Source organism: Pseudonocardia sp. Cha107L01 (genome assembly GCF_052566575.1).
In genome coordinates this window covers 6,458,458-6,477,834 of the sequence record NZ_CP199579.1, presented here as the reverse complement: position 1 = coordinate 6,477,834, position 19,377 = coordinate 6,458,458, and the positions used below count along the sequence as shown (strand labels likewise).

The 19,377-nt window shown below is 69.9% G+C and carries 17 protein-coding genes and 1 riboswitch; of the genes, 8 read left to right on the top strand and 9 right to left on the bottom strand.

Annotated elements, in window-relative coordinates:
* Positions 1-435: 435 nt before the first annotated feature.
* Both ACTXG6_RS30455 and ACTXG6_RS30450 read right to left on the bottom strand, forming a co-directional pair.
* Positions 436-1,044, bottom strand: coding sequence for an ATP-binding cassette domain-containing protein (locus ACTXG6_RS30455; protein ID WP_445190138.1), 609 nt, complete (start codon positions 1,042-1,044; stop codon positions 436-438).
* Positions 1,029-1,118, bottom strand: a complete 90-nt coding sequence (locus ACTXG6_RS30450) for a putative leader peptide (protein ID WP_445190137.1) — start codon at positions 1,116-1,118, stop codon at positions 1,029-1,031. The genes ACTXG6_RS30455 and ACTXG6_RS30450 overlap by 16 nt, the downstream gene beginning before the upstream one ends.
* A gap of 4 nt (positions 1,119-1,122) precedes the next feature.
* Positions 1,123-1,217, bottom strand: a riboswitch (SAM riboswitch).
* Between the two features lie 342 nt (positions 1,218-1,559).
* On the opposite strand from ACTXG6_RS30450, the gene ACTXG6_RS30445 reads away from it, so the two are divergent.
* Positions 1,560-2,492: a phosphatase PAP2 family protein gene (locus ACTXG6_RS30445; protein ID WP_445182846.1), complete on the top strand. Its 933-nt coding sequence runs from the start codon at positions 1,560-1,562 to the stop codon at positions 2,490-2,492.
* Between the two features lie 10 nt (positions 2,493-2,502).
* Here ACTXG6_RS30445 and ACTXG6_RS30440 read toward each other — a convergent pair whose 3' ends face one another.
* Positions 2,503-3,405, bottom strand: coding sequence for a LysR family transcriptional regulator (locus tag ACTXG6_RS30440; RefSeq protein WP_445182845.1), 903 nt, complete (start codon positions 3,403-3,405; stop codon positions 2,503-2,505).
* Positions 3,406-3,576: 171 nt separating this feature from the next.
* Between ACTXG6_RS30440 and ACTXG6_RS30435 the strand changes: the two genes are divergently transcribed.
* Together ACTXG6_RS30435 and ACTXG6_RS30430 are read left to right on the top strand one after the other, a co-directional pair.
* Positions 3,577-4,518, top strand: a complete 942-nt coding sequence (locus ACTXG6_RS30435; RefSeq protein WP_445182844.1) for a family 2A encapsulin nanocompartment shell protein — start codon at positions 3,577-3,579, stop codon at positions 4,516-4,518.
* Positions 4,493-6,307: a family 2A encapsulin nanocompartment cargo protein cysteine desulfurase gene (locus ACTXG6_RS30430; RefSeq protein ID WP_445182843.1), complete on the top strand. Its 1,815-nt coding sequence runs from the start codon at positions 4,493-4,495 to the stop codon at positions 6,305-6,307. The genes ACTXG6_RS30435 and ACTXG6_RS30430 overlap by 26 nt, the downstream gene beginning before the upstream one ends.
* A 464-nt stretch (positions 6,308-6,771) precedes the next feature.
* Here ACTXG6_RS30430 and ACTXG6_RS30425 read toward each other — a convergent pair whose 3' ends face one another.
* Together ACTXG6_RS30425 and ACTXG6_RS30420 are read right to left on the bottom strand one after the other, a co-directional pair.
* Positions 6,772-8,067 (bottom strand): MFS transporter, encoded by a 1,296-nt coding sequence (locus tag ACTXG6_RS30425; RefSeq protein ID WP_445182842.1) that lies wholly within the window; start codon positions 8,065-8,067, stop codon positions 6,772-6,774.
* Positions 8,068-8,273: 206 nt separating this feature from the next.
* Positions 8,274-8,888 (bottom strand): TetR/AcrR family transcriptional regulator, encoded by a 615-nt coding sequence (locus tag ACTXG6_RS30420; protein WP_445182841.1) that lies wholly within the window; start codon positions 8,886-8,888, stop codon positions 8,274-8,276.
* A gap of 370 nt (positions 8,889-9,258) precedes the next feature.
* Here ACTXG6_RS30420 and ACTXG6_RS30415 point away from each other — a divergent pair, with 370 nt between their 5' ends.
* The gene (locus ACTXG6_RS30415; RefSeq protein WP_445182840.1) at positions 9,259-9,480 is read left to right on the top strand and encodes a hypothetical protein; all 222 of its coding nucleotides are present in this window, start codon (positions 9,259-9,261) and stop codon (positions 9,478-9,480) included.
* 120 nt (positions 9,481-9,600) lie between these two features.
* On the opposite strand, the gene ACTXG6_RS30410 is transcribed toward ACTXG6_RS30415, so the two are convergent.
* The 3 genes from ACTXG6_RS30410 to ACTXG6_RS30400 all read right to left on the bottom strand — a co-directional run bounded on the left by ACTXG6_RS30410 (position 9,601) and on the right by ACTXG6_RS30400 (position 14,295).
* On the bottom strand, positions 9,601-11,580 hold the full coding sequence (locus tag ACTXG6_RS30410) for a potassium transporter Kup (RefSeq protein ID WP_445182839.1): 1,980 nt from the start codon (positions 11,578-11,580) through the stop codon (positions 9,601-9,603).
* Positions 11,581-11,751: 171 nt separating this feature from the next.
* Positions 11,752-12,945, bottom strand: a complete 1,194-nt coding sequence (locus ACTXG6_RS30405) for a hypothetical protein (RefSeq protein ID WP_445182838.1) — start codon at positions 12,943-12,945, stop codon at positions 11,752-11,754.
* Positions 12,946-13,350: 405 nt separating this feature from the next.
* On the bottom strand, positions 13,351-14,295 hold the full coding sequence (locus tag ACTXG6_RS30400; protein WP_445182837.1) for a VOC family protein: 945 nt from the start codon (positions 14,293-14,295) through the stop codon (positions 13,351-13,353).
* A gap of 228 nt (positions 14,296-14,523) precedes the next feature.
* Between ACTXG6_RS30400 and ACTXG6_RS30395 the strand changes: the two genes are divergently transcribed.
* Positions 14,524-15,486: an AraC-like ligand-binding domain-containing protein gene (locus tag ACTXG6_RS30395; RefSeq protein WP_445182836.1), complete on the top strand. Its 963-nt coding sequence runs from the start codon at positions 14,524-14,526 to the stop codon at positions 15,484-15,486.
* Positions 15,487-15,597: 111 nt separating this feature from the next.
* Here ACTXG6_RS30395 and ACTXG6_RS30390 read toward each other — a convergent pair whose 3' ends face one another.
* The gene (locus ACTXG6_RS30390) at positions 15,598-16,527 is read right to left on the bottom strand and encodes an SMP-30/gluconolactonase/LRE family protein (RefSeq protein WP_445182835.1); all 930 of its coding nucleotides are present in this window, start codon (positions 16,525-16,527) and stop codon (positions 15,598-15,600) included.
* Between the two features lie 126 nt (positions 16,528-16,653).
* Between ACTXG6_RS30390 and ACTXG6_RS30385 the strand changes: the two genes are divergently transcribed.
* The 3 genes from ACTXG6_RS30385 (at position 16,654) to ACTXG6_RS30375 (ending at position 19,370) form a co-directional block, all read left to right on the top strand.
* Positions 16,654-17,901, top strand: coding sequence for an amidohydrolase (locus ACTXG6_RS30385; protein WP_445182834.1), 1,248 nt, complete (start codon positions 16,654-16,656; stop codon positions 17,899-17,901).
* A gap of 302 nt (positions 17,902-18,203) precedes the next feature.
* Positions 18,204-18,563, top strand: coding sequence for an ArsR/SmtB family transcription factor (locus ACTXG6_RS30380; RefSeq protein WP_445182833.1), 360 nt, complete (start codon positions 18,204-18,206; stop codon positions 18,561-18,563).
* Between the two features lie 108 nt (positions 18,564-18,671).
* Positions 18,672-19,370, top strand: coding sequence for a response regulator transcription factor (locus ACTXG6_RS30375; protein WP_445182832.1), 699 nt, complete (start codon positions 18,672-18,674; stop codon positions 19,368-19,370).
* Positions 19,371-19,377: the final 7 nt, after the last annotated feature.

Here is a 19,377-nt window from a genome sequence, read left to right as displayed (position 1 = left end):
CGCCGCGCGCGGCAGCGGCAGCGCGCAGCGGCCGACCGGCGCGGCGCAGCCGACCTGCCTGTCGTTACCGAGCTGCACAACAGGCAGGGCGGCGCAGCCGACCTGCCTGTCGTTACCGAGCTGCACAACAGGCAGGGTGGAGCGCTCCAAAACCTGCCTCGTGTGCAGCTCGGTAACACCATGCACCGCCACGCTGCCACGCCGCCACGCCCGGCCCCGCCGCCACGCCCGGCCACGCCGCCAAGCCGGCCACGCCCGGCCAAGCTCGCGCTGCTCGGTCTGATGTTGGCCCGTACCAAGGTGGGGCCGCCCTCCTGGCCTTCCCACGGGCTGAGCGGCTCCGGGAGCTGACCAGCGGAGTAGCTGAGTTGACCTCACGGCAATGGGAGCTGGAAATCCTGGCCGAGGTGGGGAAGATGCGCTCCTGATGGCCCGTCAGCGTGTCGTCTGTGGTTCCTGGTGGCGGTGCCCGGCGATCGAGTCCAGCAGCTCCGCGGTGTAGCTGTGGTGGGGGTCGGTGAACAGCTCCTCGGTGGCCCGCGGCTCGACCAGCTGGCCACGGCGCATAACACCGACGCGGTGGGCGATCTGACGGACGACGGCGAGGTCGTGGGAGATGAACAGGTAGCTGAGCTCGGCTTCGCGCTGCAGTTCGTTGAGCAGGTCGAGCACCTGTGCCTGTACCGAGACGTCGAGCGCGGATACCGGTTCGTCGCAGACCACGAGGTCGGGGGACAGGGCGAGGGCCCTGGCGATGGCCACCCGTTGGCGTTGTCCGCCGGAGAGCTCGACCGGATGGCGCGCCAGTACCGAGGTCGGCAGTGCCACCCGCCCGATCAGCTCGGCGGCTCGTCGCCGTCGGCTCGCGGCCGTCCCGACGTCGAAGGCGCGCAATGGTTCGGTGATGACCTCTTCGATGCTGAACCGGGGGTCGAGCGAGGTGTAGGGGTTCTGGTAGATCAGCTGTGCCGCCGTTTCCTGCGACGCGGCGTTGAGGATGGCGCGAGGGGGTGGGGCGGGGGAGTAGGTCAACCGACCCGACAGGCCGCGCTGGTCACGCGCAGCAGGTCCACGTGCCGCCGGTAGCAGCAGCCACCGTCGCCGTAGAACGCGCGCACCTGACCTCCATCGCTCCCGGCGGAAGCACCCGCTCCCGCTCACACGGGGGGTTGCTGCGGCGTCACCGAGCCAGGTCTCTCAGCCGCTCTGGATGGTTCGCCGACCAGCGGCCGGCGGCGCAACTGTAGGCAGCTCCGACGGGTTCGTGTCAACGGCGAGGTTGCCCACGTCACCGTATGCGGCCGGCTGGCGGTCGGGGTGGCCCGCCCGGGCCCCGTAAACTCAACCGGTCCTCGACGCTGAGGCTCCCCTGGACCAGCGGACCGAGAGAACAGTTTCCGCTGGGATCGTGTTCGGAGTTTGCCGGGAAACCGACCGCTGGCCGCGCTGAGCCGGTGGACGTGATGAACGGCGGAATTGGAGCGTCAGTGTCGTTGCGGCCAATCGCTGACCGAGGTCGGACCGATCCGGTCGAGCCGCGTTACCGGCGGATCCGGTGGTTGGCCGCGGCGGCCTACGCGGTGGCGTTAGCGGTGTCCGTGGTCGTCGACGGGGTGCCGCTGTTCCGGATGTCCGTGGTCCTGTGGACGTTGGGCGCGTTCGGTGTCTACTGCATCGGGCGTGGGTGGCGGCTGTTCGGCCGGGCGCTGCTGGACTGGGTGCCGTTCTGCGCGGTGATGATCTGCTACGACCTGTCCCGGGGCGCGGCGGACAAGTTCGACCAGCCCGTGCACGTCACCTGGCCCGCTGCCGCCGATCAGCGGTTGTTCGGCACGGTCCCGACGGTCTGGCTGCAGCACCGGTTCCACAGTCCCGGTGTGGTGCACTGGTACGACATCGCCGCGTCGCTGACCTATTTCTCGTTCTTCCTGACGGTTCCCGTGGTCATGGCCGTGCTGTGGATCCGGAACCGGGCGCTGTGGCGGCGCTTCACCGCGAACGTGGTGCTGGTGTCCCTTGCCGCACTGGCCACCTACGTGGCATTTCCGGAGGCGCCGCCGTGGTACGCGGCCCGCGAGGGTGCAATCGGCTCGGTCCAGCGGATTTCCAGCCTGGGTTGGTCCGACCTGGGACTGCGCGCCGCGAGCGACCTGATCACCCAAGGGCAGGCCATCTCCAACGACGTCGCGGCGATGCCGTCGTTGCACGTCGCGTACACCATGCTGGTCGCGCTGTTCTTCCTGCGCCGGGTACCGAGGTGGGCCCGGCCGCTGCTGTTGGCCTACCCGGTGGCGATGGGGCTCACGCTCGTCTACACCGGCGAGCACTACGTCGTCGACCTGGTGGCGGGCATCGGCTACGTCATTCTCATCGACGCCGCGGTCTCGGCCGTCGCCGCGGCCACGACGGCCCGCCGCGCGGGCCGGACCGCGTCGCACCCGGCGCACCCGGTGGGCGCGGTGGCGGCGGCCGTGAGCAGCGGTTCGCCCTGACAGACGCTCCCTACGCCGGCCAGCCGGGTTCGGTGATCGTGGCGGCCAGCGCGCTGAGCAGTACCTGGGCGGGTTGGGACGGCGGCGGTTTGCCGCACACGGCGGCCAGCACCTGCCTACCCAGCCCGGGGACCCGGTCCAGCCGCACTCCGGGGTGTCGGTTGGCGACCAACGTGAGGCCGGGCAGCAGGCTCACGCCGAGCCCCGCGGCCACGAGCGCCTGCACCGCGACGTAGTCCTCGGTCTCGAAGTCCACGGTCGGGGTGAAACCGGCCCGCTCACACGCCACGACGAGATGCTCCCGGCAACGCTCGCAGCCGGCGATCCACCGGTCGTCGGCGTAGCTCGCCAGCTCCGCCCTCGGCCCCGACCAGGAGCGGCCGGCGGGTGTGACGACGTACAGCGGTTCGTCGAGCAGCGGGATCATGGTGATGTCACGGCGGTCGCGCTGCGGCGGGTCACCGTGTTCGAAGATGAGTGCGACATCCACCTCGTTGTTACGCAGCGCGCTCAGCGCCTCCGGCGGTTCGGCCTCGGTGAGCGACAGCTCGATACCGGGATGATCGGCGGTCACCCGGGCTATGGCGAGCGGCACCACGGTGGCCAGAGCGGAGGGAAAGGCCGCCACGCGGACCCGACCGGTGCGCAGCCCGGCCAGCTCGTCCAGCTCGACGCGCACCGACTCGACCTGCGCGAGGATCGACTCGGCCCGGTCGGCCAGCAGCCGACCGGCGTCGGTGAGCCGGATACCGCGCCCCATCCGCTGCAGTAGGGGAACCCCGACCTCGGCCTCGAGTTTGGCGAGGTGGTGGCTGACCGACGGCTGGGCGTAGTGCAGCGCCTCAGCGGCCGCGGTGACCGATCCTTCCTTGGCGACGGCAACCAGCACGCGGAGCCGACTCAGATCGATCATCGATGAATCATAGGCCGCGCCGATGGATGCCTCGAAAACAGGCATTAGACCCCGGCCGGTACCGCTGACAGGGTGACGCCAGGCGAATGCGAGAACGGTTTCGGTGAGATCGTCGACGATCCCGGCCATCGACGCGTGCCTGCCCGCCATACCTGGACCGAGGAGAGGCGTATGACCACCTCTGTGAATTCGTCGTCGTCGCAGTCGATGTCGTTGAGTGATTCCGCCGCGCAGACCCTGGCGAACGCGACCAAGACCGTTCCGCAGATGGCCAGCATCACCCCACGCTGGTTGACCCATCTGATGTCGTGGGTGCCGGTGGAGGCTGGTATCTACCGGGTGAACAAGGTCGTTCATCCGGAGTCGGTGCACATTCAGTGCGACAACTACGACGAGTCGCCGCTGCCGGACACCTTTGTCGACTACGAGCAGGACCCCAGGGAATACCGGCTCAAAGCCGTGCAGACGATCCTGGATATCCACACCCGGGTGTCGGATCTGTACTCGAGCCCGCACAACCAGATCGCCGAGCAGCTGCGGCTGACGATCGAGGCGGTCAAGGAGCACCAGGAGAGCGAGCTGATCAACAGCCCGGAGTACGGGTTGCTGGCCAGCACCGACGAGTCGCAGCGGATCTCCACCCTGGGCGGTCCGCCGACCCCGGACGACCTGGACAACCTCATCGCCAAGGTGTGGAAGCAGCCGGCGTTCTTCCTGACCCACCCCGACGCGGTGGCCGCGTTCGGTCGGGAGTGCACCCGACGCGGGGTACCGCCGCCCACGGTGAGCATGTTCGGCTCCCAGTTCCTGACCTGGCGGGGGTTGCCGATCATCCCGTCGGACAAGGTGCCAGTGGTGTCCGGCAAGTCGAAGGTGCTGCTGATGCGTACCGGCGAGGCGCGCCAGGGCGTGGTCGGGTTGTTCCAGCCCGGGCTGACCGGCGAGCAGGGACCCGGGCTGTCGGTGCGGTTCATGCAGATCGACCGCAGCGCCATCGCGTCGTACCTGGTGTCGCTGTACTGCTCCCTGGCCGTGCTGACCGAGGACGCGGTTGCCGTGCTCGAGGACGTCGAGGTGGACAAGTTCCATGACTACGCCCCCTCCTACCGCTAACGGGCACGTCCCGGCATGGCTGCCTGACGAGGAGACGCTGACCCGGATGGCCGGGGAGTTCTTCCGGGCACTGCCGGGCCAGGACCCGATCACCGCCACCCCCACCGGGGTGTTGCCGGCCGAGCTGGGCAACGGGGCTCCGGCCGGACCGGGTGTGCCGACACCGGCCGGGTTGCCGACGGCGGACCTGCCACCGCCGGCACCACGGTCGCGGCCCAGCACACCCGGGGTCGCGCCGAACACCAGTGCTCCGGTCGTGCACGGAGCGACGGCGGCGGGTTTCGGGCCGCCGATGATCCCGGAGGTCCCGACGCTGCTGAACCTGGCCGCCACACCGGGCTCTCCCTCGGCGCCGGTCACCCCCGACCCGGGCGGGTTCTACTTCCTGAGCGGGGCTCCCGGTTACAGCCCGGCCGCCCCGGCCGTACCCGGCTTCGGGCACACCGCGGTGCCGGAGTTGCCGGCGGTGGCTCCCGAACCGGTCAGCGGGGCGCGGTTCTACTTCCTGGACGCCGGGCGGGGTGGTGGCGAGAGCGAGCTGCCCGCGTTACCGCTGGACCCGCACCCGGCCTTCGACGTGCACGCGGTGCGGCGGGACTTCCCGATCCTGTCCGAGCGGGTCAACGGAAAGCAGTTGATCTGGTTCGACAACGGTGCCACGACGCAGAAGCCGCAGGCCGTCATCGACCGGTTGGCGCATTTCTACACGCACGAGAACTCCAATATCCACCGTGCCGCGCACGAGCTGGCGGCCCGCTCCACCGATGCCTATGAAAAGGCGCGGGACACGGTTGCCCGGTTCATCGGCGCCGGTTCGCCCGACGAGATCGTGTTCGTCCGGGGCTCCACCGAGGCGATCAACCTGGTGGCGCAGAGCTGGGGCCGGGCGAATATCGGTGCCGGCGACGAAATTGTCATCTCGCACCTGGAGCACCACGCCAACATCGTGCCCTGGCAGCAGTTGGCGGCCGAGAAGGACGCCGTACTCCGGGTGATCCCGGTGGACGACGACGGCCAGATCCTGCTCGAGGAATACCAGAAGCTGCTCAACGACCGCACCAAGCTGGTGGCCGTGGCGCAGGTGTCGAACGCGCTCGGCACGGTCACCCCGATTCGCGCGGTGATCGAGATGGCGCACGCCGCGGGGGCGTTGGCCCTGGTCGACGGCGCCCAGAGTGTTCCGCACGCCCCGGTCGACGTGACCGAGCTGGACGCCGACTTCCTGGTCTTCTCCGGCCACAAGGTGTTCGGGCCGACCGGGATCGGCGTGCTGTACGGCAAGGCCGCCGTGCTGGAGTCGATGCCGCCGTGGCAGGGCGGCGGCAACATGATCGCCGACGTCACCCTGGAACGGTCCGAGTTCCAGGCCCCGCCGAACCGGTTCGAGGCCGGCACCGGCAACATTGCCGACGCCGTGGGTCTCGGCGCCGCGCTGGACTACGTGCAGCGCATCGGCATGTCCAACATCGCGGCCTACGAGCACGAGTTGCTGGAGTACGCGACCGAGGGGCTGCGGACCGTCCCCGGGCTGCGCATCATCGGCACGGCCAAGGACAAGGCGAGCGTGCTGTCCTTCGTGCTCGACGGGTACGAGCCGGTGGAGGTCGGCTCGGCACTCAACAAGGAGGGCATCGCGGTACGCGCCGGCCACCACTGCGCCCAGCCGATCCTTCGCCGGTTCGGCCTCGAAGGCACCGTGCGAGCCTCGCTGGCCTTCTACAACACCCATGAGGAGATCGACGTGCTCGTCGCCGCGCTCCGCCGCCTCGCCGCGGACGCCGGACGCTGACCGCCGCACCGGTGGACACGGACCACCGACCGGGAGTTGAACTGTCCCAAAGTTGACTGTATTAGTTAACTATGGCGGCGAACCGAGAGCTCGTGAGCCGCCGTCACCTGGACTTCAAGCGCACCGCCAGCGCGCTGTGTCGACGGGAATGTCAATGCGCCAGCTGACATCCCTTCTTCCCAGGAGTCTTCGTCGTGTTCCCTGTCAGGGCCGAGCCGAGTTGCGCGCGCCAACCCATCACCGGACGTCTTCGGAACGCGCTAGAGGATGTGGTCTGGCGGTATCGGGTGGCTCTTCGCGGTGTTGATCACTGCGACGTTCGCGCCCGAACGCTGACCGGTGAGCGGGCCCACCAGCTCGCGGTGACCCGCTCCTGGCGGACCGACCCGTCGGAACCGGGTCCGGCCGAGGAGCTCAGACCGCCCGGCTGAGCGCGTCCGCGGTGATCCGTTCGATCACTCGGCTCAGGCCGGGGAGGCGCCGCTGCCGGCGGCGACCTCTTCGGCCGGCGTCAGGGCAGCGGGCCGGGCGCGGATGCCGAACAGCCAGGCCAGGCCGCCGACCAGGGCCACCCCGGCGGCCACGACCAGTGGCACCACGAACGAGCTGGTGGCGTAGGCCAGCGCCCCGGTCACGATGGGCCCCAGGATGCCGCCGACGTTGCTCACCCCGTTGATGAACCCGGAGGCGGAGCCGGAGAGGCCGAGTTGGCGCGCCACGTCCTGGGTAGCCGCCCAGGCCGCCCCGTTGGCGAAGATGAGCCCCGAGGTCGAGATGGACAGAAAGACGATCGCGACCGTCGCCGAGGAGGCGAACGCGGTGCCGAGGATGGCCAGCGCGGCGCCCATCCCGGTGACCAGCACGATCTTGCGTGCGTTGAGCGCGGACATGCCTCGGCGGAGCGCGATGTCCGAGGTACGCCCGGCCAGGATGCCGACCAGGAAGGCGCAGGCCCACGGGATGGAGGTGGCGAAGCCGGACTTCAGCACCGTCATGTGCCGGTCCTCGACGAGGTAGCTGGGCACCCAGGTGACGAAGGTGTACTGCACGTACAACAGGCAGAAATAGCCGCTGGTGATCGCCCAGATCTCACCTCGCCGGACGATGGTGCCCCAGGACGCCCGGCCCTGGAGGGGATAGGGCTCCTGGTCGGCAACGATCAGTTCGCGCTCCTCGGCGGAGAGCTTGCGGTCCTCGCTCGGGTGCCGGTACCAGGCATACCAAACGACGGCGACCAGCACCGACAGCGCGCCGGTCGCGATGAAGCAGCTGCGCCAGCCGTAGGCGCTGACCAGCGCGGCCAGGATCGGCGGCCCCACCGCGGAGCCGAGCGCGACCCCGGAGATGAATACGCTGCCGCCCAGTCCGCGCTCCGACCTCGGCAGCCAGTCGGACATCGTCCGCACCGCCGCCGGGATGAACGGCGACTCTCCGACGCCGAGCAACAGCCTCGGGCCGAACAGGGCGCCGATCGAGTTCGCCAGCACAGTGAGGAAGCTGGATGCCGCCCAGATCAGGAGGGCGCCGGAGTAGACGAACCTCGTGCGCACCCGGTCGACCAACATTCCGGCTGGCACGTTCAGCAGGGTGTAGGACCAGGTGAAGCTGGACAGCAGCAACCCCATGACCGCGGCGTTGGTGTGGAACTCCTTGGTCAGCACCGGAGCCGCGACCGACAGGTTGACCCGGTCCACGTAGGCAACGGCGCTGATGATCAGGACGAAGGTGGTGACAATCCACCGCCGCCGATTTCGCAACATGAGTGCCTCCAGCGGCGGTGACCGGGCAGCGGTGGGAGGACATCGGTCTGGAAAGGGGTCGGCGTAGGCCTGCACAATCGGGTCGGCTTACCGAACTGACTACCCACGATACGAACGGGTTCCGGCGGACGGCAACCCTTGTTCTCGCCCGGATCCAAATTGCGGAGTCGTCCATTCACGACATCGCCGAGCACGCCCGACGGCGACTAGGAGTGCTCTTTTGTCCCTGGCGCCTCAGGCGCATCACGGGCACCGGCGGCGACCGCATTGATCGGCAGACCGAGGGCGGGTACCAATCGGCGATGGAGGTAGCCACGCAGTCTGTCGTCGGAGGCCGACCGCTCACTCTCGAACATCACCAACGAAAATAGGAAACGCACCATTGTCTCGGCGATCTCGTCAAGGTCGTCCCTCAGTTCGGGATGGAAATCGAGCAGTGGCGCGAGGAAGCTTCGTGCTATTGCGATACCGTCGGCGCCCATCGCGCCGCCGTCGAAGATTGTGCTGCCGTACTGCGGAAATGCCAGCGGGGCCAGTGCCGGCTGTTGACGGAAGTCCCGGCGCAGTGCCACGAGGACCTCGACGACGAACTCCGCGGCGGTGGGCGCCGACCGGGCCTCGGAAACGACGCGGGAGGCCACCTCGGTGGTGACACTTCCCAATACCGCCGATACCAGGGACTCACGGTCCCCGTAGTGCGCATACACCGTCGGGCGCGACACGCCGGCCACGCGGGCGACCGCGCTGATCGTCATTCCCGCGAACCCCGCCGACGACAGGACCTCGACCGCGGCCCGCAAAATCCTGGCTTCCACATCCATGTGGTGCACCGGCCTCCGACACTAGCTTCCACGCCATCATCTCAGAGTGGCCTCGCGGCGATGTGCCGTCCGGCACACCGCGCTGCTAGTCCATGTGAGTGGTGAAACAGCTTTCGATACACCCACAAAGACCAGCGACGAAGCACCCCTAACCCACTTGCGCACCCAGCTGCCACTTGATGCGTATTGAATGGAACCCGATTGGATGTGCAACCTATTGCCGACATAGATATCTAACCTGCTTTACAGGTTTACAGTTGACCGTAAAGTCTTGTGTTGTTAGTGTTCTGCCCTATCGGCGGCGCTCCCCGTGTCTTGCCGAGGTAATTGTTGGTCTGTCATCTGACCAAATCCCGAATGGAGTCACCTCGTGTTGAAGAAAGCTGGAATTGTCGTGTCCATTGCCGCCGCCGGCGTGGTTGGGCTCACGCCGCTGGCGTTCGCCAGCGATCATGACCACGGCCATGACAGGTCCCGCCACGATCAGGGCTACCACCATGTCGGGCTTCTCGGCGGAGTTGCCGAAGGCGTCGGCGGCCTGCTGCATGGCGTCGGCGAGACGTTGCACCCGCTACTGCGCGGACTTCTCTAGATATCGGTCGTCAGGTATCGGTCGCCAGAATATCGGTCGTCCTGGGAGCCGAATCGTGGTTGTGTTCGAGCGGGCCTGCCGGCGCGCGTCGCAATCACGGTTCGGCTCCGACCGGTCTGGTCAGAGTTCGATGCGTGAGCCCATCACAACGGTGCGGTCGAGGGGCAGCTTGAAGTAGGTGGCCGGGGTGGCCGCATTGTGGGAGAGCCCGATGAACAGCCGCTTCCGCCAGGTGACCATGCCCGGGTGCCGGCCGCGTTCGATGGTGATGCGGGAGAGGAAGTACGACGCGGCGTCGGGATCCAGGTCGAGCTCGTCGGACAACCCTCGCGCCTCGCGCAGCACCTCGGGGATGTCCTGGTCGTCCTGGAACCCGAACCGGACCGACAGGTGCACGATGCCGTCCGCCGTGTGGCCGAGCTGGTCGATGGTCAGCCTTTCGCCCAGCGGCACGTGGGGCACGGTCTCCGACACCACGCTCACGATCACGACCCGCTCGTGCACCACGTGGTTGAACTCGACGTTGGCCCGCAGCGCGAGCGGCGTGGTCTGTTTCGTCGGGTGCGGGAACACCGCGGTGCCCGGTACCCGGGCGATGCGCTCGGCGTTCAGCTTGTCGATGAACTCCGGGAGCGGGCCCTCCACGTCGACCCGGCGGGCGGTCACGATCCGGCGGCCGCGCTGCCAGGTTGTCATCACCGTGACGACGACCGCCGCGATGACCAGCGGTAGCCAGCCGCCGTGCACGATCTTGGTCAGGTTGGCGGCCAGGAAGGTCAGCTCGATGCCGCCGAAGACCACCGCGGTCAGCACGAGCTTCCACCGCGCCCACTGCCACGCGGTGGCGGCATAGATCAGGAAAAGCGAGGTGGTCAGCAGCAGGGTACCGGTCACCGCGAGCCCGTAGGCGGTGGCCAGGCGGCTCGACGACCGGAAGGCGACCATCAGTACGAGTACGCCGCCGAACAGCAGCCAGTTCACCGCCGGAACGTAGATCTGGCCGCTCTCCCGCGTCGAGGTGTGCCGGACGGTGAGGTGCGGCAGGAACCCGAGCCGCACGGCCTGCCGCGACACCGAGAACGCCCCGGAGATGACCGCCTGCGATGCGATCACCGTGGCGGCGGTGGCCAGAATGACGAGCGGGAGACGGGCCCAGTCCGGCGCGAGGAGGTAGAACGGGTTCGCGACGGCGCCGGGGTCGCTCAGGATCAACGCCGCCTGTCCCAGGTAGTTCAGGACGAGCGCGGGCCAGACCAGGACGAACCAGGCCACCCGGATCGGCAGCCGCCCGAAGTGGCCCATGTCGGCGTACAGCGCCTCGGCACCGGTGATCACCAGCACCACCGCGCCCATCGCGAGGAAGGCGGTGAGGGGATGGCCGGCCACGAACGAGACGATGTACGTCGGCGACAGCCCGCGCAGGACGCCCGGGTGCGCGAGGATGTGCGGCACCCCGAGGACCGCGATCGTGACGAACCAGAGCACCATCACCGGCCCGAACAGCCGGCCGATCAGGTGGGTTCCCCAGCGCTGCACCACGAACAGCAGCGTGAGGATGGCGATCCCGATCGGTAGCACGGCCTGGGCGAGGTCGGGCCGGGCGACCTCGAGGCCCTCGACCGCGGAGAGCACGGAGATGGCCGGTGTGATCAGCGAGTCGCCGTAGAACAGCGACGCCCCGAGCACGCCGAGTGCCAGCGCGATCGACGCGCGCCTCGCCGAGGTGACCGACACGCTCCGGACCAGGGCGGCGAGCGCCATGATGCCGCCCTCGCCGTCGTTGTCCGCCCGCAGGATGAACGACACGTACTTGATCGTCACGATCACCGTGACGGACCAGAAGATCAGGGAGACGACGCCGTAGACGTCGTCCGGGGCAGGGCTGACCGCGTTGTTGTCGATCGAGAACACCGTCTGCACCGCGTAGAGCGGGCTGGTGCCGATGTCCCCGAAGACGATGCCGAGTGCTCCGAGGGCGAGGCCGAACAGGCCGCCGCTGTGGGCGGCCGGGTGGTGCGGGTTGCCACCCGCCGTGCGGCGTGCCGGCGCCGGCACGGATGCTTGCCCCGCCGCTCCGGCCACCGCTTGATCATCGGTCACCGTGCCAGTCTGCACCCCGGCTGGTGCCGGGATGCACGCAGATCCGGGTCGGGTGCATGACCTGGCTCACGCGCCGTGCGCGCGGCACCGGGACGGCCACCCCGGCCCACCGCGGCCAGGGCAACCGTCGCATCGGGAGTGGCCGACTGACGGCCCGTGCCCCTGGGTGTTCTATCCCACGCCGAGCAGGCCCTGGTCGAGGATGCCGGTGAGGGCGTCGAGCAGACCCGCGTTCAACATCTGCTCGCTCCGGGCGCCGTGAGCCGGCCGGGCCGACCGTTGCCGGTTGGCCGACCGCTGGTGCGGCTCGGAGGGTTTGGTGCGCAACGAGGGCGTGTTGCCTCGGCTGGCGGGCGTGCTCAGGGCTGTCGGTCCGGTGAGCGGCGCATGGGTCCGGCGCGGGGCGGGGGTCTGGGGTAGGGCGGGGACCGCCAGCCGCTCGCCACTCCGGGGCGCTCGTCGTGGCAGGTCCGTGCTGGCGCCGCTCGTCGCCGCCGGTGCGGGCGCGGCGGGTGCGGGTGCGGCCGGTGCGGCGGGCGCGGGTGCGGGTGCGGCCGGCACGGGCACGGCTGGTGCGGCCGGCACGGGTGCGGTGAGCGCCGGTACGGCAGGTTGCGGCGGCGTCATGGGGGCCGGGGCAGCCGCGTCGGGGCCGGTCCCGGCCCGTTCCAGGGTCGTCACGGCGAGAGCCGCGTCCGGCCTGCTCGTCCAGTCGGCCGAGGCGGGCGAGGCGGTCCGGCCGCTGTCGCGGGTGACCATCAGGGTGCTCGCCCCGGCCATGAGCAGGAGTGCGGTGGCGGTCCCCGCGGCCAGCACGCCGGCGCGGCGGCCCCAGGGCCAACGCGGGCCGCGCCGTCCGCTCCGCTTGGCCGGTCCGCTCCGCTTGGCCAGCCACGCCGGTCGGCCCGGCCAGCTCAGCCACACGGAGCTGCTCAGCCAGACCGACCCGCGAGGCGTCTTCCGGCGGGCTCGGCGAGTTTGACGGGTACGACGGGTGGGGGTCGGTTGCCGCTCCAGCTGCTCGAGCCGCTCCAGCCAGCTCCCCGTCGCCGGGTTGCCCGCCGCCGTGTTGCCCGCCGCCGGGTTGCCCGCCGCCGGGTTGCCCGCCGCCGTGTTGCCCGCCGCCGGGTTGCCCGCCGCCGTGTTGCCCGCTGCCGTGTTGCCCGCTGCCGTGTTCTCCGTTGCCGCCCCCGTGCTCGCGGACGGCGACGGACCCGGGTTCAGGACCGCGCCTGCGCCGGGTTGCCTGGGAACAGGCAACGGCGGCGCGGTGTCCTGTGCACCCCCGGCCTCGTCCGGCCCGCGTCCGATCGACGCGCTCATCGAGCCAGCGAGCCCGAAGCCCTTGCGCACAGTGCTCAGCATCTCCACTCCACACTCCCGAGACCCGGTGCGGTTCATCAGCACCGTCTGTCACAAATGCATCACATCCCTCAACGAGCACAGGGTGACCGAGTTACGTCGCTCGCTCACTCGAAAGTGTTCAATAGTCGTGTCGCTCGCGAATTCGGACACGGACCGCACATCACCGCGCCGGGCGAATCGGCCTCAACTGGCGCATCACGAGTCGACTACCTGCGGAAACGCGGAGAACGGCCGCCGCTGGCCCCCGAGCGGGCGGGACACGGGAGTGGATCACCAAGAGGTCGGTGGCTGTCAACGACCAGCCGCGCCCGGCGTGTCGCCCGCACGGGGAGGCGTGTCACCCGGTCAGTTCGGTGCCGGTCCGGTCGGTGACGAACCGTGCTCAGGCGACAGCCGGATCGTGGCTCAGATGTCGATGTGCTCCAGCTGGCTCAGCAGCTCGGTGCGGCGGTCCTCGAACTGCTCGGGCAGCTGGAACGCGGTGCCCAGTTCCTTGGGCGACTCGTCGCAGGTCCAACCGCCTTCGCTGTGGGTGACGGCCAGCTCGAACAGCGCACCGCCCGGGCTGCGGACGTAGACCGACTTGAAGTACTTGCGGTCCTTCAGCTCGGAGATGTCGGTGTAGCCGGCGCCTTCGATGGCGAACTTGAGCTCGTCCTGGTTCTCCAGGGTCTCGGCGTTCCAGGCGAAGTGGTGGATCGTGCCTTCGCCGTAGCGCCAGGTGCCGGGGTCGTCGGTGCGGTTGACGACCAGCTCGATCGCGCAGCCCTGGCCAGGTGTCCGCAGCAGTACCCGGTCGCCTTCCTCCACGAAGTCCTTGCCGTCGAGGTGGTTCGCGCTGAACTCGACCATGTTCTCCGGGTGGGACACGTGCACCCCGATGCCGTGGATGCCGTGGATCGCGTGCTCGGCGGGCACGCCGCCCTCCGCCCAGCCGACGCGTGGGTCGTCCGACACGCCGACCAGTGCGTACTCGATGCCGCACGGGTGGCGGAACACCAGCCGGCGCTGATCCTGCACCTCGGCGTCGGTGACCGCGATCCCGCGCTCGGACAGGCGCCGCGTCCAGTAGTCGAGTGAGTCCGACGGCGCGGCGAGCAGTACCTCCCGGGCCTGGTTGGTGCCGCGCCTGCCCATGAGGCCGGCCTGGCGGAACGGGAACGTTGTCAGCACCGCACTGGGATCGCCGGCAGCGTTGCTGTAGTAGAGGTGGTAGATCGGGGTGGAGCCGTCGAACAGGACGGTCCGCTTGATGAATCGCAGGCCCAGGGTGCGGACGTGGAAGTCCACATCCTCCTGCGCCGATCCGACCGACATGGTGACGTGATGGCTGCCGTTGATGTGCGCCACGGGAACCTCCGGTGTGCCGAGTGCGGGCAGCGCGACAATAGGTCTCACGGAGGCGGCCGCTGACCGGCGCTGTGGGGGGTGTGCGCCCAGGGACAAGGCGGTGGGCCGGCGGTGCGCCACCGGACAACACCGAGGTGCCTGACGTGCTCCGATGTCCGGGGAGCTGGGGGGTGGTGTCGGTGCCGGTGAGCCGCGATGATGGCCCGACACCTCGCGGAGACGACGAACATGCCCATCATCGTGGATACCGGCACCGTCCCCAGCACTGACCGTTTCGACTACTGGGCCAGTGCGCACGCCCGTGTGCTGCACCCGCTCCGCCTGCGCAGGCCGGGCAGCGGGCCGTTCGCCGGGCGCATCCGGGCCCATCGGGTCGGCCCGGTGACCCTGTTCCGGATCGAGGGCGACGCGTCGACGATCGAGCGGACGTCGCTGCTGGTCTCCCGCCGTGATCCCGAGGAGCTGCAGATCACGCACCTGGTGCGGGGGCGTTTCCGGATCGAGCAGGGCGGCCGGGTCGCGGTGATCGGGGTGGGTGACATCTCCGGCTACGAGACCTCCCACCCCTACGAGGTGCAGTCCGCCGGCCGGTTCGAGCTGCTCCTGTTCTCGCTGCCCCGGGCGTTGTTCGGCCCGCGTGCCGACGCGATCTGTGCACGCACCGCGACCACTCTCGACAGGCGGTCCGGCAGGGCGGCGGTGGCCGGACCGTTCCTGCGCGGGTTGGCCGACCGGATCGAGGACGGCAGCCTCGACGCCAGCGCCACCGGCCTCGCGGACTGCGTGGTCGACGTGGTCCGGCTGCTCTACGGCAACGAACCCGGCCCGGTGGGCGGGGCGGTCCACGGCCATCCGTCGACGGCACTGTTCCCCCAGGTGTGCGCATACGTCGACGCGCACCTCGCCGATCCCGCGCTCGGGCCCCGCTCGATCGCCGCCGCCCACTTCGTCTCACCGCGTCAGCTGCACAAGGTCTTCGAGGTCGAGGGGCACACGGTTGCCGGGTATGTCCGGGACCGCCGGCTCGACGCGGTGTGCCGCGACCTGGTCGACCCGGTGCTGCTCGATCAGCCGATCCGGGCGATCGCCGCGTCGCGCGGGTTCACCGACGCGCCCTACTTCAGTCGCCTGTTCCGCAAGACCCGCGGCTGCACCCCGGGGGAGTTCCGGGTCCGCGCGTTCGACCGCTAGGACGGCGGCGGGGCTCCGGGTGCGCGCGGTCGCTCAGCCGAGCCGCGCGGTGAGCAGGGGGAGCAGCGGGTCGTTCTGAGTAACTGTTGATGGCGCCCTCGGCGAGTGCGCTCAGGGCGAGTGGGGTGGCACCGCGGCACGGCGCTCGCGCAGCACCGCGGCGGCGTCCCGCACCGTGGTGCGCACGCGGTAGAGGCTGGTGCTCGCGGTGATGTAGACGGTTCGGCCGTCCGGGCCGCCGAAACACAGGTTGCTGATCGTCTCCGGCACCGGTATCCGCTCCACGCGCTGCCCGGCCGGGTCGAACACCTGCACGGAGTCCGCGCTCGAGGTCCATACGTTGCCGAGCTCGTCGACGCGGAACCCGTCCGGGAGGCCAGGGCTCACCTCGACGAACTCACGGCCGTTCTTGCACAGCCGCCCGTCGAACACGTCGTAGCAGTGGATCGAGTGGCCACCTCGGCGGCGCGGGTCCCGGACTCCGTCCGGTGGTTCGAGGCCCGAGTCGGCGACGTAGAGCAACGACTCGTCGGGCGAGAACGCCAACCCGTTCGGCATCTCCACGTCCAGCACGACCGGGGTCACCGTGGCGTCCGCCGGGTCGAAGCGGAACACGTAGTGGTCGCCGTACTCGAGCTCGCCCGGGTAGCCCTCGCCGGCCTTGCGGATCCCGTACGACGGGTCGGTGAACCAGATCGTCGCGTCGGACTTGACGACGACGTCGTTGGGGGAGTTGAACGGGGTTCCCCGCCAGGCGTCCACGATGACCTCGACGGTGCCGCCCGAGTCCCGTTCGATCGCCCGCCCGCCGTGCGAGCACTGGATCACCGAGCCGTCCAGGTCCAGCGTCCGGCCGTTGGTGAACCCCACCTCGTCGCGGTAGACGGTGAGCTCGCCCGACTCCTGGTGGAACTGCAGGATGCGGTTGTTCGGGATGTCGCTGAAGCGCAGCGTCGCACTGTCGGGCAGCCATACCGGACCCTCCGACCAGATGGCGCCGGAGGCCACCTTCTCCAGCTCGGTACCCGGTTCGATCAACACCGCATTGCCCCTCTCCCCACACCTGCCCACTCACAGGGCTCCGACGCGGCCGCTGGCAGTCTGGGGCCTCGTCCAGAGCGGGATCAAGCACGGTGTTCGCCGGTGCGCCCGAGTCGGAGGAGTCTGATGAACACGGCGGTCGACTGGCGGCGGGACCTGCACCGTCATCCCGAGCTGGGATTCACCGAGTTCCGCACCGCGAGCCGGGTGGCCGGGGCGCTGGCCGACCTGGGCTGGGACGTGGTCACCGGCCCCGATGCGATGGTGGCGGGCGAGCGGTTGGGTGTGCCGCTGGAGGCGGAGCTGGACGCCGCGTACGAGCGGGCACGGGCCGAGGGCGGCGATCCGCGGTTCCTGCCCGCGATGCGCGGCGGGCACACCGCGGTGGTCGCGATGCTGCGGGGCTCGGGGCAGGGTCGCGCGGTCGGGCTGCGGGCTGACATGGACGCGCTGCCGATCGTCGAGTCCTCCGGCTCCGGGCACCGACCCACCCGGGATGGCTTTGCGTCCCGCTGGTCGGGGGCGATGCACGCGTGCGGGCACGACGGGCACGTGGGGATGGCGCTGGAGCTCGCGCAGCGGCTGACCGCCGACCCGCCTCCGGGACCGGTGTCAATCTTCTTCCAGCCCGCTGAGGAGGGTGGTCGCGGCGGCCGGGCGATGGCGCCGACCGGGCTCGTCGACGGCATCGACCTGTTCGTTGCCGTGCACCTCGGGCTGTCACTGCCCACCGGGGCGCTGGCGCCATCGATCGACGGGCTGCTGGCCAACTCCAAGCTGCGCGCGGTGTTCCACGGCCGCTCCGCCCACGCGGCACTCGCCCCCCAGGACGGCCGCAACGCACTCCTCGGCGCGGCGTCGGCCACCCTCGCGCTGCAGGGTCTGACGCGGGTGGCCGGGCACCAGACACGGGTCGCGGTCGGGCGGATCAGCGGCGGGACGTCGAGCAACATCGTCCCCGATGCCGCCGAGGTGCTGCTGGAGACCCGCGCCGACGACGGCGACGTCAACGCGGATCTCGAGGCGAGGGCGCGCGCGATGCTCGCCGGCGCCGCGCAGATGCACGGCCTGACCGTCGAGGTCGAACTGATCGGCTCGGTCACCACGGCCCGGGCGGACCCCTCGGCCACCGAGGCGGTGACGGCGGCCGGGCGGGCGGTGGGCCTGCGTGTCGTCGAGCCCGCCGCGGACAGTGCCGTGGCCAGCGACGACGCCACCGCCCTGATGCGGCGCGTGCAGGCCAGCGGCGGCGCGGCCACCTACGTCGGGCTGGGTGCCGACCTGGCCGGCCCGCACCACACCCCGAGCTTCGACTTCGACGAGGCGGCGCTCGCCTCCGGCGTGGATCTCCTCGAACGATTGGTGCGTGGCTGAGAACGCACGCTGACTGTCGGAAATTCGGATCCGGGAGACGCCCGGTGCGGGGATGCGCCCGGTGCTCACTTCGGTAGAGTATCGACAGTAGCTGTGCTACATACTTGACCTTCATCTCCGGCAGTCGTGCCAGCTGCTGCGCGGCGAGGGGCCGCGCCGTAGGGCGGTGGGACGCGTTCGAAGGGCCTAGGGAGCGTGGTCTGATCGACTCGGGGCTGCAGGACCGCGCGGAGGATGGTCACCGAATTCCGGATGGCGCCGTCCCCGGGAGTTCGTCGCGACACTCGGGCGATGCCGGACGCATGGGCCAGGCCCGGCGCGGCGGTAGCCCAACCGCGCCGTTGGATCTCGCTGAGGCCAACGCCGTCGCCGCGATGCTGCGCGCGTTCGCCACACCCGGGCGACTGTTGATTCTGAGTCGGCTGAGGCAGAGTCCGGCAAGCATCAGCGAACTTGTCGAGACGGTCGGGATGAGTTATTCCTCGGTCACGGCCTGGGTGCGCTCTCTCCGGCATCTGGGCCTGATCGATCGGCAGCGCCAGGGGCGCAATGTCGTCTATGCCATCTACGACTCGCACGTGGTGGAGTTGTTGGACGAGGCCGTCTATCAGGCGGACCATTTCCGGCACTTCGAGGACGAGCCCGGTTCCGAGGTCGACTGAGACGGGTCCCGGCAGACCTTAAGGTAGGACGACTACAGTAGTGGTCAGACTGTAGTCGCTTTGCGGCGCCGATCCGCCACGTCGGCACAGTGGGACGGGGGTACCGGCATGGCGCGGTTGATGGTGGTGGAGGACGACGGAACCATCGGTCGACACCTCGAGTCGAGCCTGCGCGCGCACGGGCACGACGTGGTGTGGCAGCGCACCGGGCAGGGCGCGCTGCGCGCGTCGGACGCCGGTGAGCTCGACCTCGTGCTGTTGGATCTCGGGCTGCCGGACCTTGATGGCGTCGAGGTGTGCCGGCAGTTGCGCAGCCGCCAGCCGGGTGCGGTGCTGGTCATCCTGACCGCGCGCGACGAGGAGATGGACGTCATCGTCGGGCTCGAAGCCGGCGCCGACGACTACCTGACCAAACCGATCCGGCTCGCCGAGCTGCACGCCCGGATCCGTGCGCATCTGCGGCGCGGGGCCGCGGCCGCGGAAGGTGCGCCCAGCATGCGCACAGTGGGCGACCTGCGCGTCGACACGGCCGCTCGGCGGGTCACCCTGGGTGAGCGGGAGTTGGGGCTGCGGGCCCGGGAGTTCGACCTGCTGGCCCGGTTGGCCGCCGAGCCCGGTGTGGCGATCAGCCGGGAGACCCTCATGGCCGAGGTCTGGGATGAGCACTGGTTCGCCTCGACCAAGACGCTGGACGTGCACGTCGCCGCGCTGCGCCGCAAGTTGGCCACCCTCGAGCAGTGCGGCGCGGTACCCAGGATCGTGACGCTGCGCGGGCGCGGGTTCCGGTTCGAGCCCCCCGGCGACTGAACACTCG

Coding starts and splice junctions, on each gene's coding strand:
- ACTXG6_RS30440 (WP_445182845.1), bottom strand. CDS start 3,405: ATGATCGATCTGAGTCGGCTCCGCGTGCTGGTTGCCGTCGCCAAGGAA.
- ACTXG6_RS30435 (WP_445182844.1), top strand. CDS start 3,577: ATGACCACCTCTGTGAATTCGTCGTCGTCGCAGTCGATGTCGTTGAGT.
- ACTXG6_RS30430 (WP_445182843.1), top strand. CDS start 4,493: ATGACTACGCCCCCTCCTACCGCTAACGGGCACGTCCCGGCATGGCTG.
- ACTXG6_RS30425 (WP_445182842.1), bottom strand. CDS start 8,067: ATGTTGCGAAATCGGCGGCGGTGGATTGTCACCACCTTCGTCCTGATC.
- ACTXG6_RS30420 (WP_445182841.1), bottom strand. CDS start 8,888: ATGGATGTGGAAGCCAGGATTTTGCGGGCCGCGGTCGAGGTCCTGTCG.
- ACTXG6_RS30405 (WP_445182838.1), bottom strand. CDS start 12,945: ATGCTGAGCACTGTGCGCAAGGGCTTCGGGCTCGCTGGCTCGATGAGC.
- ACTXG6_RS30395 (WP_445182836.1), top strand. CDS start 14,524: ATGCCCATCATCGTGGATACCGGCACCGTCCCCAGCACTGACCGTTTC.
- ACTXG6_RS30385 (WP_445182834.1), top strand. CDS start 16,654: ATGAACACGGCGGTCGACTGGCGGCGGGACCTGCACCGTCATCCCGAG.
- ACTXG6_RS30380 (WP_445182833.1), top strand. CDS start 18,204: ATGGGCCAGGCCCGGCGCGGCGGTAGCCCAACCGCGCCGTTGGATCTC.
- ACTXG6_RS30375 (WP_445182832.1), top strand. CDS start 18,672: ATGGCGCGGTTGATGGTGGTGGAGGACGACGGAACCATCGGTCGACAC.